The 14,597-nt window shown below is 55.1% G+C and carries 18 protein-coding genes; all 18 read left to right on the top strand.

Annotation, left to right across the window (positions count from 1 at the left end; genetic code table 11):
• The first annotated feature begins 35 nt into the window (after nucleotides 1-35).
• Entirely contained in the window at nucleotides 36-581 is a 546-nt protein-coding gene (locus tag OGX97_RS14890) for a terminase small subunit (protein WP_000453624.1), read from the top strand.
• A complete protein-coding gene (locus OGX97_RS14895; RefSeq protein WP_286592564.1) occupies nucleotides 556-2,478 on the top strand; it encodes a phage terminase large subunit family protein in 1,923 nt (640 codons plus the stop codon). The genes OGX97_RS14890 and OGX97_RS14895 overlap by 26 nt, the downstream gene beginning before the upstream one ends.
• Nucleotides 2,478-2,684 (top strand): phage head-tail joining protein, encoded by a 207-nt coding sequence (locus OGX97_RS14900; protein ID WP_003034782.1) that lies wholly within the window; start codon nucleotides 2,478-2,480, stop codon nucleotides 2,682-2,684. Before OGX97_RS14895 ends, OGX97_RS14900 begins: the two co-directional genes overlap by 1 nt.
• On the top strand, nucleotides 2,681-4,273 hold the full coding sequence (locus OGX97_RS14905) for a phage portal protein (protein ID WP_003826190.1): 1,593 nt from the start codon (nucleotides 2,681-2,683) through the stop codon (nucleotides 4,271-4,273). The genes OGX97_RS14900 and OGX97_RS14905 overlap by 4 nt, the downstream gene beginning before the upstream one ends.
• Nucleotides 4,254-5,579: a S49 family peptidase gene (locus tag OGX97_RS14910; protein WP_008322451.1), complete on the top strand. Its 1,326-nt coding sequence runs from the start codon at nucleotides 4,254-4,256 to the stop codon at nucleotides 5,577-5,579. Before OGX97_RS14905 ends, OGX97_RS14910 begins: the two co-directional genes overlap by 20 nt.
• A gap of 9 nt (nucleotides 5,580-5,588) precedes the next feature.
• A complete protein-coding gene (locus tag OGX97_RS14915; protein ID WP_003826193.1) occupies nucleotides 5,589-5,921 on the top strand; it encodes a head decoration protein in 333 nt (110 codons plus the stop codon).
• Between the two features lie 67 nt (nucleotides 5,922-5,988).
• Nucleotides 5,989-7,014 (top strand): major capsid protein, encoded by a 1,026-nt coding sequence (locus OGX97_RS14920; protein ID WP_008322450.1) that lies wholly within the window; start codon nucleotides 5,989-5,991, stop codon nucleotides 7,012-7,014.
• Between the two features lie 45 nt (nucleotides 7,015-7,059).
• The gene (gene gpFI / locus OGX97_RS14925) at nucleotides 7,060-7,464 is read left to right on the top strand and encodes a DNA-packaging protein FI (RefSeq protein ID WP_008322448.1); all 405 of its coding nucleotides are present in this window, start codon (nucleotides 7,060-7,062) and stop codon (nucleotides 7,462-7,464) included.
• Nucleotides 7,465-7,475: 11 nt separating this feature from the next.
• A complete protein-coding gene (locus tag OGX97_RS14930; protein ID WP_008322446.1) occupies nucleotides 7,476-7,829 on the top strand; it encodes a head-tail joining protein in 354 nt (117 codons plus the stop codon).
• Nucleotides 7,830-7,838: 9 nt separating this feature from the next.
• Nucleotides 7,839-8,393 (top strand): phage tail protein, encoded by a 555-nt coding sequence (locus OGX97_RS14935; RefSeq protein WP_003826200.1) that lies wholly within the window; start codon nucleotides 7,839-7,841, stop codon nucleotides 8,391-8,393.
• On the top strand, nucleotides 8,390-8,788 hold the full coding sequence (locus tag OGX97_RS14940) for a phage minor tail U family protein (protein WP_003034811.1): 399 nt from the start codon (nucleotides 8,390-8,392) through the stop codon (nucleotides 8,786-8,788). Before OGX97_RS14935 ends, OGX97_RS14940 begins: the two co-directional genes overlap by 4 nt.
• A gap of 7 nt (nucleotides 8,789-8,795) precedes the next feature.
• Nucleotides 8,796-9,533 carry a phage tail protein gene (locus tag OGX97_RS14945; RefSeq protein ID WP_118262602.1) on the top strand — a complete coding sequence of 246 codons (738 nt, stop codon included), beginning with the start codon at nucleotides 8,796-8,798 and terminating at the stop codon, nucleotides 9,531-9,533.
• 36 nt (nucleotides 9,534-9,569) lie between these two features.
• Complete coding sequence (gpG, locus tag OGX97_RS14950; RefSeq protein WP_008322442.1) at nucleotides 9,570-9,977, top strand: phage tail assembly chaperone G; 408 nt, start codon at nucleotides 9,570-9,572, stop codon at nucleotides 9,975-9,977.
• 50 nt (nucleotides 9,978-10,027) lie between these two features.
• Nucleotides 10,028-10,306: a phage tail assembly protein T gene (locus OGX97_RS14955; RefSeq protein WP_008322441.1), complete on the top strand. Its 279-nt coding sequence runs from the start codon at nucleotides 10,028-10,030 to the stop codon at nucleotides 10,304-10,306.
• Nucleotides 10,284-12,800: a phage tail tape measure protein gene (locus OGX97_RS14960; RefSeq protein ID WP_008322440.1), complete on the top strand. Its 2,517-nt coding sequence runs from the start codon at nucleotides 10,284-10,286 to the stop codon at nucleotides 12,798-12,800. The genes OGX97_RS14955 and OGX97_RS14960 overlap by 23 nt, the downstream gene beginning before the upstream one ends.
• Before the next feature lie 3 nt (nucleotides 12,801-12,803).
• Complete coding sequence (locus OGX97_RS14965) at nucleotides 12,804-13,151, top strand: phage tail protein (protein ID WP_008322439.1); 348 nt, start codon at nucleotides 12,804-12,806, stop codon at nucleotides 13,149-13,151.
• Nucleotides 13,148-13,903 carry a phage minor tail protein L gene (locus OGX97_RS14970; RefSeq protein WP_008322438.1) on the top strand — a complete coding sequence of 252 codons (756 nt, stop codon included), beginning with the start codon at nucleotides 13,148-13,150 and terminating at the stop codon, nucleotides 13,901-13,903. The genes OGX97_RS14965 and OGX97_RS14970 overlap by 4 nt, the downstream gene beginning before the upstream one ends.
• A gap of 1 nt (nucleotide 13,904) precedes the next feature.
• The coding region (locus OGX97_RS14975) for a C40 family peptidase (protein WP_286592568.1) at nucleotides 13,905-14,597 on the top strand (693 nt) is incomplete at its 3' end.

Consider the following 14,597-nt stretch of genomic DNA (forward strand, 5'->3'; position numbering starts at 1 on the left):
GTTTCCTTTCTCTGTTTTTGTGTATGGAGTGAGCTATGGAGGTCAACAAAAAGCGTCTTTCTGAAATATTTGGGGTCAGCGTGCGAACCATTCAGAACTGGCAGGATCAGGGAATGCCTGTAGCACGTGGCGGTGGAAAAGGTAATGAGGTCCTCTATGAATCTTCCGCGGCTATCGAATGGTATTCCGCACGCGACGCGGCGATTGAGAATGAGAAATTACGGAAGGAGGTGGAAGATCTTCGTCTTGCATCGGAATCCGACCTTCAGCCTGGTACGATTGACTATGAGCGTCACCGCCTCACCCGAGCGCAGGCAGATGCCCAGGAACTAAAAAATGCAAAAGATTCCGCTGAGGTGGTGGAAACCGCATTCTGCACGTTCGTGCTGTCGCGGATGGCCGGAGAAGTAGCCAGCATTCTTGATGGAGTTCCTCTGTCGGTTCAGCGGCGCTTCCCGGAGCTGGAAAACCGACATATTGATTTCCTCAAGAAGGACATCATTAAAGCCATGAACAAAGCAGCTGCGCTGGATGAAATAATACCGGGGTTGCTGAGTGAATATATCGAACAGTCAGGTTAAGGGGCTGCAGCACTCTGCGCGCGCGGGTCTACTTTCGCTGTACCGACCTGAGCCGCAAACGGCGGTTGAATGGGCAGACGATAATTACTATCTCCCCAAAGAGTCGGCCTACCAGGAAGGGCGCTGGGAAACGTTGCCGTTTCAACGCGCGATCATGAATGCGATGGGTAACGATTACATACGTGAGGTCAACGTTGTTAAGTCTGCCCGTGTTGGCTATTCAAAAATGTTGCTGGGTGTTTATGCGTATTTTATTCAGCACAAGCAGCGAAATTCCCTTATCTGGCTGCCTACTGATGGTGACGCCGAAAACTTTATGAAGTCGCATGTTGAGCCGACGATTCGCGATATTCCGTCACTTCTGGCGCTGGCCCCCTGGTATGGAAAAAAGCACCGGGACAATACGCTCAGTATGAAACGCTTCTCCAACGGTCGCGGGTTCTGGTGTCTGGGTGGTAAAGCGGCGAAAAACTATCGTGAGAAATCGGTCGATGTCGCCGGTTACGATGAACTGGCGGCATTCGATGAAGATATTGAGAAAGAGGGATCCCCGACGTTCCTGGGTGATAAACGTATTGAGGGGTCTGTCTGGCCCAAATCTATTCGCGGCTCAACGCCAAAAACAAAGGGGACCTGCCAGATTGAGCGTGCTGCCAGCGAGTCCGGGCATTTCATGCGTTTTCATGTTTCCTGTCCGCACTGTGGTGAAGAGCAGTACCTGAAGTTCGGCGACAAAGAAACCCCGTTCGGGTTCAAATGGACACCTGGCGATCCCTCCAGCGTCTTTTACCTGTGTGAACATAATGCCTGCGTCATTAAGCAGCAGGAGCTGGATTTCACTGAAGCACGTTACATCTGCGACACCACCGGGATCTGGACGCGCGACGGTTTATCCTGGTTTTCATCAACAGGCACCGAAATTGACCCGCCAGACAGCGTGACGTTTCACATCTGGACGGCATACAGCCCGTTTACCACCTGGATACAGATCGTCAAAGACTGGCTAAAAACGAAAGGGGATACCGGAAAGCGTAAAACCTTCGTGAACACCACTCTGGGCGAAACATGGGAGCCTAAAATTGGTGAACGGCCTGATGCGGAGCTCATGGCCGAACGCAAAGAGTTCTTCGGCGCATCCGTACCGGAGCGTGTTGCTTATCTGACAGCCGGGATCGACTCCCAGTTGGATCGATATGAAATACGCGTCTGGGGATGGGGACCCGGTGAGGAAAGCTGGCTGATTGACCGGCAGATCATTATGGGCCGTCATGATGATGAAGCGACCCTCGTCAGGGTGGACGAGGCGATTAACAAAACCTATCTCCGAAAGAATGGCGTGGAAATGTCGGTATCCCGTATCTGCTGGGATATCGGCGGTATTGACCCCATCATTGTCTACAATCGCTCAAAAAAGCATGGCCTGTTTCGCGTGATCCCGATTAAAGGGGCTTCCGTTTACGGCAAGCCCGTCGCGAATATGCCGCGTAAACGCAACAAGAACGGCGTTTATCTTACGGAAGTGGGTACTGATACCGCAAAGGAGCAGATTTATAACCGCTTCACACTTCAGCCGGAAGGGAGTGAACCTCTTGCCGGAGCCGTGCATTTTCCCAATAACCCCGAAATTTACGATCTGGCTGAGGCACAGCAACTTACTGCTGAGGAGCAGGTTGAAAAATGGGTGGACGGGCGTAAGAAAATCGTCTGGGACAGCAAAAAGCGACGAAATGAGGCGCTGGACTGCTTCGTGTACGCGCTGGCGGCCCTGCGGATCAGTATTTCGCGATGGCAACTGAATCTTGATTCACTGCTCGCGAGCCTGCAGGAGGAAGAGGGAAGCCGGACCAATAACAAAACCCTGGCTGATTATGCCCGGGCATTATCTGGAGATGAATAATGGCGACACAGACAGATCTGGATGCCGCCCGCGCTGCGTTGCATGACCTCATGATGGGAAAGCGGGTAGCCACGGTGCAAAAAGACGGCCGGCGGGTTGAGTTCACTGCGACCTCCGTCAGTGACCTGAAGAAATACATTGCCGAACTTGAGTCACAGGTTGGCACCACTCCACGACGCCGGGGACCGGCAGGATTTTACGCATGAAAACACCTGCTTTGTTAGGACCGGACGGTAAAACCGCTCTGCGGGATTATGCCGGATATCATGGCGGTGCTGGTGGCTTTGGCGGTCAGCTCCGCGCCTGGAATCCACCGAGTGAAAGCGCAGATGCTGCGTTATTGCCTAATTTTTCCCGTGGTAACGCGCGCGCTGACGATCTGGTCCGCAATAACGGTTATGCGGCAAACGCGGTACAGCTCCATCAGGACCACATTGTCGGATCGTTTTTCCGGCTCAGTTATCGCCCCAGCTGGCGTTTTCTGGGCATTGGAGAGGAAGAGGCCCGGGCGTTCTCCCGTGAAGTTGAAGCGGCCTGGAAAGAATTTGCGGAGGATGATTGCTGCTGCATTGATGCGGAACGTAAGCGTACATTCACCATGATGATCCGCGAGGGTGTTTCCATGCATGCGTTTAACGGTGAGTTATGTGCACAGGCCACCTGGGACAGTGATTCCACGCGTCTTTTCCGCACACAGTTCAAAATGGTGAGCCCAAAACGCATCAGCAACCCCAATAACGCCGGAGACACGCGAAACTGCCGGGCAGGTGTCAGAACAAATGACAGTGGCGCCGCGCTGGGATATTACGTCAGCGAGGATGGCTATCCGGGGTGGATGGCGCAGAAGTGGACCTACATCCCGCGTGAACTGCCCGGCGGGCGGCCTTCCTTTATCCACGTATTTGAACCCCTGGAAGATGGGCAGACACGCGGTGCCAACGTGTTTTACAGCGTCATGGAGCAAATGAAAATGCTCGATACACTGCAGAATACACAGCTCCAGAGCGCGATTGTCAAGGCGATGTATGCCGCCACGATTGAAAGTGAGCTGGATACGCAAACCGCGATGGACTTTATTCTCGGCTCAGACAGTAAAGAGCAGCAAAGCAAGATGACCGGCTGGCTGGGGGAGATGGCCTCGTACTATACCGCGGCGCCGGTTCGTCTCGGGGGCGCGAAGGTGCCGCATCTGATGCCGGGCGACTCCCTGAATCTTCAGTCAGCGCAGGACACTGACAACGGCTATTCGACGTTTGAACAATCTCTGCTGCGCTACATTGCTGCAGGGCTGGGGGTGTCGTATGAGCAACTCTCTCGCAACTATTCGCAGATGAGTTATTCCACCGCCCGTGCCAGTGCTAACGAGTCCTGGGCGTACTTTATGGGGCGTCGCAAATTTGTTGCCTCCCGCCAGGCCTGTCAGATGTTTTTATGCTGGCTGGAAGAGGCCATTGTTCGCCGCGTGGTGACATTACCGTCTAAAGCCCGATTCAGTTTTCAGGAGGCGAGAAGCGCCTGGGGAAATGCAGACTGGATCGGCTCCGGGAGAATGGCCATTGACGGTCTGAAGGAGGTGCAGGAGGCTGTCATGCTCATTGAGGCGGGGCTGAGCACCTATGAGAAGGAATGCGCCAAACGCGGGGAAGATTATCAGGAAATCTTTGCCCAGCAGGTTCGCGAAACGATGGAGCGCCGCGCAGCGGGACTTAAACCGCCAGCGTGGGCGGCTTCGGCCTTTGAGTCTGGACTGAAAAAATCGAATGAGGAGGGGACCGATGACGCCAGAGCTGCGTAATCTCCCGCACATTGCCAGTATGGCCTTCAATGAGCCACTTTTACTTGAACCCGCCTATGCGCGGGTTTTCTTTTGCGCGCTCGCTGGTCAGTTAGGTATCACCCGTCTGACCGACACCGTGTCGGGCGTTACGCTTGGCGCAGAGCAGATGGCTGAACCGCTGGCACTCTTTGGTGATGATGAGGAAATGGGGCCAAAGCCGGCGCGAAGCTACCAGGTCACTGATGGTATCGCGGTGCTGCCTGTTTCCGGGACGCTGGTCAGTAAAACCCGCTCACTCCAGCCGTATTCGGGGATGACGGGGTACAACGGCATCATCGCCCGCCTCCAGCAGGCCATCAGCGATCCGGGTGTAGACGGCATTCTTCTGGATATGGATACGCCAGGTGGAATGGTGGCGGGTGCCTTTGACTGTGCGGACATCATCGCCCGCATGCGGGATATCAAACCCATATGGGCGTTAGCCAACGATATGAACTGCAGCGCTGGCCAGCTGATTGCCAGTGCGGCATCGCGTCGGCTTGTGACGCAGACGGCCAGAACGGGATCCATCGGGGTCATGATGGCCCACAGCAATTACGGCGCTGCCCTTAAAACCAGCGGCGTTGAGGTCACGCTGATTTACAGCGGCGATCATAAGGTGGACGGGAACCCCTACGAGAAATTACCCAAAGAGGTACGTGCAGATTTTCAGGCGCGTATTGACGCTACCCGGCAGATGTTCGCTGAAAAGGTGGCGGGTTATACCGGAATGTCGGTTCAGGCCGTTCTTGATACTGAAGCAGCTGTATTTTCAGGCCAGGAATCAGTAGACAACGGCCTGGCGGAGCAGCTGGTCAACAACATGGATGCGCTGAACGTTATGCGCGATGCAATTAATAAACGAACGATGATTTCCCGAGGAGGAAGCATGAAAGGTACTACTGCATCCGCAGATACCACTCAACCTAACCAGACCGTGACCACCATTGACGCGCCTGCTGTGGTCGTTACTGACCCTGCAGCGGGCGCAACTGTTGATATCAGCAGCCAGGTGGCAGAAGCGGTCGCAGCCGAAAACGGTCGCATTATGGGGATCCTGAACTGTGAAGAGGCAAAAGGACGTGAATCACAGGCGCGCGCGCTGGCAGAAACGCCGGGGATGACGGTGGAAAGTGCCCAGCGCATCCTTGCCGCGGCTCCTCTGAGTGCTCAGGCGCGTACGGATACCGCGCTGGATCGTCTGATGGAAACCGCACCCGGCACCGTAACGGCAGATAGCGCTTCTGCCGAAGCGGGTGACGATTTGTTAAATACGCCTGTTTAAGAGGTCAATATGTCTAACACTGAACAATTTACCCACAATCAGCCCCTCGGGAACAGTGATCCGGCGCATACCGGTTTTGCACCTGGTGAACTGACGAAAGCAGTACCGGCGATGACGCCCCTGATGCTGGATGCCACTTCCGGCAAGCTGACCGTCTGGGATGGCCAGCATGCGGGGGCTGCCTGTGGCGTTCTGGCGGTGTCTGCCGACCAGAGCAGCACTGAGCTGGCATTCTATAAGTCCGGCTCTTTCCGTATTGAAGATGTGCTCTGGCCGGATGCGGTGACGGATGAACACATCAAACGCAACGCATTCGCAGGTACAGCCATCAGTATCGTCTGACATCCGACTTAACACTAACCATCATCCACAGAAGCCGCCATCGCGGCTTTTTTTACGGGAAAAATCTATGTCAATTTACACAACGGCCCAACTGCTGGCGGTCAATGAGAAGAAATTCAAATTCGATCCGCTTTTCCTGCGTATCTTCTTCCGTGAAAGCTACCCCTTCAGCACCGAGAAGGTGTATCTGTCGCAAATCCCGGGCATGGTCAACATGGCGCTGTACGTCTCGCCTGTTATTTCCGGCAAGGTTATCCGCTCCCGTGGTGGTGCAACGTCAGAGTTTACGCCGGGTTACGTCAAGCCCAAGCACGAGGTAAACCCGCAGATGACGCTGCGCCGCCTGCCGGATGAAGACCCGCAAAATCTGGCTGACCCGGCCTACCGCCGCCGTCGCATTATCCTGCAGAACATGAAGGATGAAGAACTGGCGATTGCTCAGGTGGAAGAGAAACAGGCTGTGGCTGCTGTCCTCAACGGTAAATACACCATGACCGGCGAAGCGTTTGAGCCGGTTGAGGTGGATATGGGACGCAATGCCGGAAACAACATCATCCAGGCAGGTGCTGCGGCATGGAGCACCCGCGACAAAGAAACCTATGATCCCACTGACGATATTGAAACCTATGCGCTGAACGCCAGCGGCGTGGTCAATATTATCGTCTTTGATCCGAAGGGCTGGGCGTTGTTCCGTTCATTCAAAGCGGTAAAAGAGAAGCTCGACACCCGTCGCGGTTCTAACTCTGAACTGGAAACGGCGCTGAAAGATCTGGGTGAAGCGGTCTCCTATAAGGGAATGTATGGCGATGTGGCCATTGTCGTTTACTCCGGGCAATACATTGAAGACGACACCAAAAAGAACTACCTGCCGGATTTGAGCATGGTGCTGGGTAATACCCAGGCGCGAGGTTTGCGCACCTACGGCTGCATTCAGGATGTTGATGCACAGCGTGAAGGCATTAACGCTTCCACGCGTTATCCGAAAAACTGGGTACAGACAGGCGATCCGGCGCGTGAGTTCACCATGATCCAGTCTGCACCACTGATGCTGCTGGCTGACCCGGATGCGTTCGTGTCTGTCAAACTCGCCTGATGTCCATTCTGTGGCCCTGCGGGGCCCTGTTCCGGAGTTGTTCTTATGACAGAAAAAGAAAAGTTGATTGCGCGGCTTAATGAGCTTGGCGCGCAGCTTGGTCGGGAAGTGAATACCAGTGGCACCATTCAGGAGCTCTCTATGCGCATTGCAGAGCTGGAGGAAGAACTGAATGACGGCACTGATACCGATAGTGTTGAAAATGGTGGCGTAAGTGATGGTAGTGCATCCACCGGCGCCGTAGGACCCGTGCCGCCAGTGGAAACTGTGTTAAGCGGCAGAACAGATAGCGCGCTGATGGCAGTCAAAACGCTGGCCACGCTGCACATTGAGGCGCTGCACGCGACCCGCGATGAACGGGTATCTATTGTGAAAGCGGGGACCGTGATTCGCGTGACACAAGCGGATGCTGACAGCCTGGTTGCACTCGGACTGGTCCGCGAGTACTAGCAGGGGGCTGTGTGGCTGATTTCGATAACCTTTTTGATGCTGCAATAACACAGGCCGATGACACTATTCGGCAGGTTATGGGGACTTCTGCAACGGTAACGTCCGGCGCGATTTCTGGCGTCACGTTGAGTGGTGTTTTCGATGATCCGGAAAATATCGGTTACGCCACACCCGGCATGCGTGTCGAGGGGACCAGCCCGTCGTTGTTTGTGAAATCAGCAACGATTGGGCAACTGGCGCGGCTGGACACGCTGGATATTAACGGAAAACCTTTCTGGGTTGATCGTATTGGTCCTGATGACTGTGGCTCCTGCCATATCTGGCTTGGTACGGGTTCTCCTCCCGCAGCGACCCGGCGCCGTTAAGGGAAAACTATGTCTTTAAAAGGGCTTGAACAGGCTATAGCAAACCTGAATAGCATCAGCAATACGGCGGTTCCGCGGGCCTCGGCGCAGGCTGTTAACCGTGTCGCCACCCGGGCAGTCAGCCGAAGCGTTGCCGTTGTCTCGAAAGATACGCGGGTGCCACGCAAGCTGGTAAAACAACGCGCGAGGATAAAACGCGCCACGGCGAAAAAGCCGATGGCAATGATCCGCGTGAACCGGGGCAACCTGCCCGCGATAAAGCTCGGTACCGCCAGCGTACGGTTATCCCGCAGAAAACGGGACAAAAAAGGGGCCAATAGTGTGCTGCGTATTGGCCCTTTTCGTTTCCCCGGGGCCTTTATTCAACAACTGGAAAATGGTCGCTGGCATGTGATGCGACGGACATCCAGACCCCGCTATCCGATCGAAGTGGTCAGCATTCCACTGGCAGCGCCACTGACGACCGCATTTAAAGATGAGCTGCCGAAGCTCATGGAATCGGATATGCCTAAAGAACTTCGGGCATCCCTTAAAAACCAACTCAGGCTGATTCTGAAACGATGAAACACACTGATATTAGAAAGGCGATTATTGATGCGCTGGAGAGCCATATTGGTAAAGACGCACTCTATTTTGACGGACGTCCAGCGGTACTGGAGGAGGGGGATTTTCCGGCGGTCGCTGTCTTCCTGACGGATGCCGGGTATACCGGCGAAGAACTGGATGCTGATATCTGGCAGGCCACGCTGCATATCGAAATCTTTTTACCTGCGCAGGTACCCGATTCCGAACTCGATGACTGGATGGAGTCACGTATTTATCCGGTGCTTGGCAATGTGTCAGGACTTTCCACGTTGATCACTAACATGGTGCAACAGGGGTATGACTACCAGCGCGATGATGATCTTGGGCTGTGGAGTTCGGCTGATCTGAAATATTCCATTACTTACGAAATGTGAGGACGTAATGACTACACCAAACCCACTGGCGCCGGTAAAGGGTGCCACCACCACGCTCTGGATTTATTCCGGATCGGGTAACCCGTTCGCTAACCCATTATCGGATGTTGACTGGACGCGCCTGGCAAAGATTAAAGACCTGCAGCCCGGTGAACTGACTGCCGAATCAAACGACGACACCTACCTGGACGACGAAGATGCCGACTGGACTGCTACCGCGCAGGGGCAGAAATCGGCGGGGGAGGCCAGTTTTACGCTGGCCTGGAAACCTGCCGAGAGTGGGCAGCAGGATCTGGTTCGCTGGTTTGATGACGGTACCGTGCTGGCGTACAAAATCAAATACCCGAATGGCGCCATCGATGTGTTCCGTGGCTGGGTAAGCAGCCTGGGTAAAACGGTGACGGCAAAAGACACCATTACCCGTTCTGTCAAAATCAGCAATAACGGCAAGCCAGGCCTTGCTGAAGACAGCGCTGTTGCAGCGATTGCCGTAACCGGCGTCAGCCTGGATAAATCGACCACCACCGTTGCGGTTGCTGCCACCACCACGCTGAATGTCACCGTGGCGCCAGCCAGCGCAAGCGATCAATCTTTCCGGGCCACCACCACAGATGCAGGTAAAGCCACGGTGACTGTCGCCGGTACGGTGCTGACGGTAACCGGTATTGCAGCCGGAACCGCTGACATTATTGTGATGACTAACGACGGGCTGTTTGTCGCGACCTGTAAAGTCACCGTTGCCTGACTTCCGGGGCTGTGGCCCCGCTTTCTGGAGTAATCCATGTTTTTAAAAAGTGAGCCGTTCGAACGCAATGGAAAGAGCGTCACGCTCTACGAACTGTCGGCGCTGCAGCGTATTGAGCATCTTGAACACCTGAAGTCGCTGGAAAGTATCACCGATGCCGACATGCAGACGGCGATGGATATGACGATTAAATCCGGTGCACTGCTGGTGGCCATGTCTTTATGGCATGGACACGCTCTGAAAGGGACGCACAAAACGCCGAAAGAAGACGTTGAGCAGATCCAGAATGAAGTGCTGATGACCTGGCCGCTGGAGATTGTTTCCGCAGCAGAGTATAGCGTGAAGCTGCTGTCCGGCATGGTGCCGCTGCAGGAAGCGAATGATCCGGAGGATGTCGCTGTGACTGAGCCGGTCAGTCTGGAAAAGTCCTCGCCAGCGAGCTGACATTCGTCCTGAAACTGGCGCGTGAATTTCGCCGGCCGGACTGGCGCGCCATGCTTGCTGGTATGTCGTCAACGGAATACGCCGACTGGCGAACGTTCTACCAGGACAATTTTTTTAATGATGTGCAACTGGATGCACATTTTTCCTCGCTGATGCATATCGTCATTACCGCGCTTGACCCCAAAACCACATCAACCCCTGCCAGCTTCAGCCTTCTTTCACCTTCAGCGGAGGATATTGCCGACGATGAACCCGGTGACGCTGTGCTGATGGCAAAGGCCGAGGGCATTTCAGGAGGTGTTCGCTATGGCCCAGACGGCAGTGGGTGACCTGGTCGTTAATCTTGATGTTAACTCGTCAAAGTTCAACGAGCAGATGGAGTACGTAAAAAGGCAGTTTAAGCAGACGGGTGACGCAGCGAATGACTCGGCGCTGAAGGTACAGCAGTCATTTACCCGCCAGGAGAGCGCCGCGAAGAAGGCCGGTATTTCTGTAGGACAGTACAACGCGGCGATGCGTATGCTGCCTGCGCAGTTTACGGATATCGCCACCCAGCTGGCCGGTGGGCAGAGTCCGTGGCTTATCCTGCTACAGCAGGGCGGTCAGGTGAAAGACTCCTTTGGCGGTATTATTCCGACCTTTCGGGCGCTGCTGGGCACCATATCGCCGGTGATGGTAGGTGTTGGCGCGCTGGCTGCCGCCACTGGCGCGGTGGTTTACGCCTGGTATCAGGGCTCGTCCACGCTGTCTGATTTCAACAAAACGCTGGTTCTGTCCGGTAATACTGCCGGGCTGACCTCAAACCGCATGCTGGTGCTGGCGAAATCCGGCGAGCAGGCGGGACTCACGTTTAACCAGACCAGCAGCGCGCTGACGGAGCTGGTCAACGCCGGAGTGCGTGCCGGTGCCCGGTTCGATGAGATGAGTCAGGCGGTAGCGAAATTTACCGATGCGTCGGGTGTGCCGGTCGATAAGGTGGCGGCGGCATTCGGCAAACTGACGAATGATCCGACTTCAGGCCTTATTGCTATGGCGCAGCAGTTCCACAACGTTACCGCGGAACAGATTGCTTATGTGGCGCAACTGCAACGCGCCGGTGATGAAGCAGGGGCGCTGCAGGCAGCTAATGATGCGGCGACGAACGGTTTTCGTGAGCAGACAAAGAGCCTGCGCGACAATATGGGGTCGATTGAGACTGCTGCCGACAGCCTGAAGCGTGCCTTTAAATCGATGTGGGATGCGGCGCTCGATATCGGGCGGCCTGACACCACGCAGGAGATGGTTGCCAAAGCGGAAGCGGCCTTTAAGCGGGCGGATGAAATCTGGAATCTGCGTAAAGGTGATGGTTATGTCAATGATGATGCGCGCGCCAGCTACTGGAACGATCGGGAGTCTGCCCGCCTTGCACTGGAAATGGCGCAACAGCGGGCCAGTGTGGCAAAGGCAACGGAGGATAACGCCGCCCGCGAGGCAGTGATTGAATCTGACCGCCAGAAGTATGCCGCGCAGGCGCAGTCGAATTATGCAAAGACGCAGACTGCGCTGGAGAAGTACACGGCCCGTCAGAATGAACTGAACAAGGCGCTTAAAGACGGACGGATCCTCCAGGCTGACTACAACATCAATCTGGAAGCTGCGAAAAAAGAATACGACGACTCGCTGAAGAAACCCAAAACCCCTTCAGCGGTAAAAACACCTGCAGGTGTAAAAAGTGTCGATACTGCCAGCGCGCAGACACTGGAGCTGGAGGCGCAGTTACGCACTCTGCAGGAGCATAAGAGCATCACGGATACCATCAGCCAGCAGCGGCAGGAATTGTGGAAACAACAATCCCGCTTTTCGGTGCTGGAAGAGGCCGCCAAAAAGCGCGCGCTGACCGCGGATGAAAAATCGGTGCTGGCGAACAAAGACGAGGTACTGGCGCGGGCCGAAGTGAATGCCCGGTTGGGCGATCAGATTGTTGCCCAGGAACGGTTAAACCGCCTGCAGGACAGCTCGCAGAAGTACGTTACCCAGATTGGTGAGAAAACCCGGGCGCTTGTGGCCGGGGGCAGCATGAGCAGTCGCGGCGCGCAGCGGCAAAACGAAGAGGCACAGCTGCGGCAGGGCTGGATGAATGCCGGCGGTACGGACACCGATCAGGGTTATCAGAACGAACTGGATGCACTGAAGAAATATTATGCCGCACAGGACGAGCTCCGCGGCAACTGGCAGGCCGGGGCGAAATCAGCGTGGGCTGACTATGCCGATTCAGCAGCTGATGCCTATGGCTCGATGAAGTCTGCTGCTTCAGCCACATTCGATGGTATCAGCCAGAATATGGCCGATATGCTGACGACAGGGAAAGCAAACTGGGCAGATTTCACCCGTTCCACGTTGTCGATGCTGACGCAGATCCTGATGAAGCAGGCCATGACCGGCCTGGTCAGTTCTGCCACGTCAGCGCTGGGTTTTGCTGGTGGTGGTTATACCGGATCCGGCGGCAAGTATGAGCCAGCAGGTGTGGTGCACCGTGGCGAGTTTGTCTTTACGCAGGAGGCCACCAACCGAATAGGTGTCGGCAACCTTTATCGCATGATGCGCGGTTATGCGACTGGTGGTCTGGTCGGCGTGAGTGGCGGTGGCGTTGCTTCTCCTTTTGGCGTCAGCGTGTATGCGCCGGTTTCGGTGACAACAGGCCAGGGGGATTCCGGTCAACAGAAAGGAAGCGGCGATGCGCTGGGGAAAGCCTATCAGCAGGTGATCAACAGCTCAATCAGGGAAGGTATCACCAGAGAAGTCCGGCCCGGTGGCATCATCTGGAATGCAACAAAACAGAGGTAAGTAATGGCGATCGAGCATTTTGCATGGCGGATTAAAGCATCCAGCCAGCCGACCCTGAAAAGTAAGGATACCGTCCGTACGGCGCAGTTTGGTGATGGCTATAAGCAGGTGTCAGGTGCCGGGATGAATGATGAAACGCTCAGTTATGAGTTTTCATTTACCGGCGAACCGCAAACCGTCCGGGATATTTATGCTTTCCTGCGGCGCCATAAGACGAAATCATTTTCGTTTACCCCACCAGGCGGTGATCTGGCGCTGTGGCGCGTTGAGGCAGACAGCCTGCAGCGCGTCACCAAAAGTAAAACGGTGGAAACCGTATCAGCCACCTTTGAACAGGCGTTTGCACCATGAGTTTAAACAGTGATTATCAGAAACTTGAGCCGGGCAATGTTGTCCGGCTTTTTGATGTCGATGGCACCGCATTTGGTGTTTCCGACGTTCTCCGCTTCCACGCCCACAACATTGCCCACACTCCCGATGAAATTGCCGCTGCTGGTGGAGATGAAAATAAGCTACCGGCGAAATCAATCTGGTGGCAGGGGCAGGAATATAAAGCCTGGCCCTGCCAGATCGAGGGTATTGAGACGGCGACCGACGGGACCAGCGCGCAGCCGACGCTGTCGGTAGCTAACCTGGATAGTTCCATTACGGCGCTGTGTCTTACTTATGATGACCTGCTGCAGGCAAAGGTCACGATTCATGACACGCTGGCGCAGTATCTGGATGCGAAAAACTATCCGGAGGGCAACCCGTCAGCGGATCCGCAGCAGGAAAAGCTGAAGGTGTTTTACATTGACGCCAAGAGCACTGAAACCAACGAGGTGGTGGCGTTTACGTTGTCCAGTCCAATGGACCTGCAGGGGCTGATGATCCCGACGCGCCAGCTACATTCGCTTTGTACCTGGTGTATCCGTAACAAATATCGCTCAGGTGATGGATGTGACTATGCCGGAACGCGTTATTTCGACAAGCACAACAACCCGGTTAACGATCCGTCACTCGATGAATGCCCCGGTACGCTCACTGCGTGCAAGTTGAGGCATGGCGAGGGGAACGAGTTGCCGTTCGGTGGCTTCCCTGGCACATCCCTGATCAGGAGCTGATATGCGTCAGAAAATTATCGATGCCATTATGGCGCATGCTGCTGCTGAATATCCGCGCGAATGCTGCGGCGTGGTGGTGCAAAAAAGCAGGGTGCAGCGGTACATTCCCTGCCGTAATCTGGCAACCGATCCGACAGAGCATTTCCACCTGTCGCCGGAAGATTATGCCGCTGCCGAAGACTGGGGAACAGTGATTGCCATTGTTCACAGTCACCCTGACGCCACAACGCAACCGAGTGAACTGGATAAAGCGCAATGTGATGCAACGCTTTTACCATGGCACATCGTGAGCTGGCCTGAGGGGGATTTACGCACCATCCAGCCGCGTGGGGAATTGCCGCTGCTGGAGCGTCCGTTTGTGCTTGGTCACTTCGACTGCTGGGGGCTGGTAATGAGCTATTTCCGGCAAACGCACGGGATCGAGCTTCACGATTATCGGGTGGATTATCCCTGGTGGGAAAACGACTATCCGGACAACTTTTATCAGGATTGCTGGTATGAGTGCGGATTCCGTGAATTCAGCGGTGTGCCTCAGCCAGGTGACATGGTCATCATGCAAGTCCAGGCTAATAAGTGGAACCATGCCGGGATCTTGCTCGAAGGTAATATGTTACTCCACCATCTTTATGGCCATTTGAGTCAGCGTGTGCCTTACGGTGGCTACTGGCAGGAACGGACGATGAAGGTTCTACGG

The organism is Citrobacter sp. Cpo061, assembly GCF_030332845.1.
Classification (GTDB): domain Bacteria; phylum Pseudomonadota; class Gammaproteobacteria; order Enterobacterales; family Enterobacteriaceae; genus Citrobacter; species Citrobacter portucalensis.

Excerpts from the sequence above, each read along its gene's own strand:
- OGX97_RS14890 (WP_000453624.1), top strand. The coding sequence starts at position 36 with ATGGAGGTCAACAAAAAGCGTCTTTCTGAAATATTTGGGGTCAGCGTG.
- OGX97_RS14900 (WP_003034782.1), top strand. The coding sequence starts at position 2,478 with ATGGCGACACAGACAGATCTGGATGCCGCCCGCGCTGCGTTGCATGAC.
- OGX97_RS14905 (WP_003826190.1), top strand. The coding sequence starts at position 2,681 with ATGAAAACACCTGCTTTGTTAGGACCGGACGGTAAAACCGCTCTGCGG.
- OGX97_RS14910 (WP_008322451.1), top strand. The coding sequence starts at position 4,254 with ATGACGCCAGAGCTGCGTAATCTCCCGCACATTGCCAGTATGGCCTTC.
- OGX97_RS14915 (WP_003826193.1), top strand. The coding sequence starts at position 5,589 with ATGTCTAACACTGAACAATTTACCCACAATCAGCCCCTCGGGAACAGT.
- OGX97_RS14920 (WP_008322450.1), top strand. The coding sequence starts at position 5,989 with ATGTCAATTTACACAACGGCCCAACTGCTGGCGGTCAATGAGAAGAAA.
- gpFI (WP_008322448.1), top strand. The coding sequence starts at position 7,060 with ATGACAGAAAAAGAAAAGTTGATTGCGCGGCTTAATGAGCTTGGCGCG.
- OGX97_RS14935 (WP_003826200.1), top strand. The coding sequence starts at position 7,839 with ATGTCTTTAAAAGGGCTTGAACAGGCTATAGCAAACCTGAATAGCATC.
- OGX97_RS14940 (WP_003034811.1), top strand. The coding sequence starts at position 8,390 with ATGAAACACACTGATATTAGAAAGGCGATTATTGATGCGCTGGAGAGC.
- OGX97_RS14945 (WP_118262602.1), top strand. The coding sequence starts at position 8,796 with ATGACTACACCAAACCCACTGGCGCCGGTAAAGGGTGCCACCACCACG.
- gpG (WP_008322442.1), top strand. The coding sequence starts at position 9,570 with ATGTTTTTAAAAAGTGAGCCGTTCGAACGCAATGGAAAGAGCGTCACG.
- OGX97_RS14955 (WP_008322441.1), top strand. The coding sequence starts at position 10,028 with ATGCTTGCTGGTATGTCGTCAACGGAATACGCCGACTGGCGAACGTTC.
- OGX97_RS14960 (WP_008322440.1), top strand. The coding sequence starts at position 10,284 with ATGGCCCAGACGGCAGTGGGTGACCTGGTCGTTAATCTTGATGTTAAC.
- OGX97_RS14965 (WP_008322439.1), top strand. The coding sequence starts at position 12,804 with ATGGCGATCGAGCATTTTGCATGGCGGATTAAAGCATCCAGCCAGCCG.
- OGX97_RS14970 (WP_008322438.1), top strand. The coding sequence starts at position 13,148 with ATGAGTTTAAACAGTGATTATCAGAAACTTGAGCCGGGCAATGTTGTC.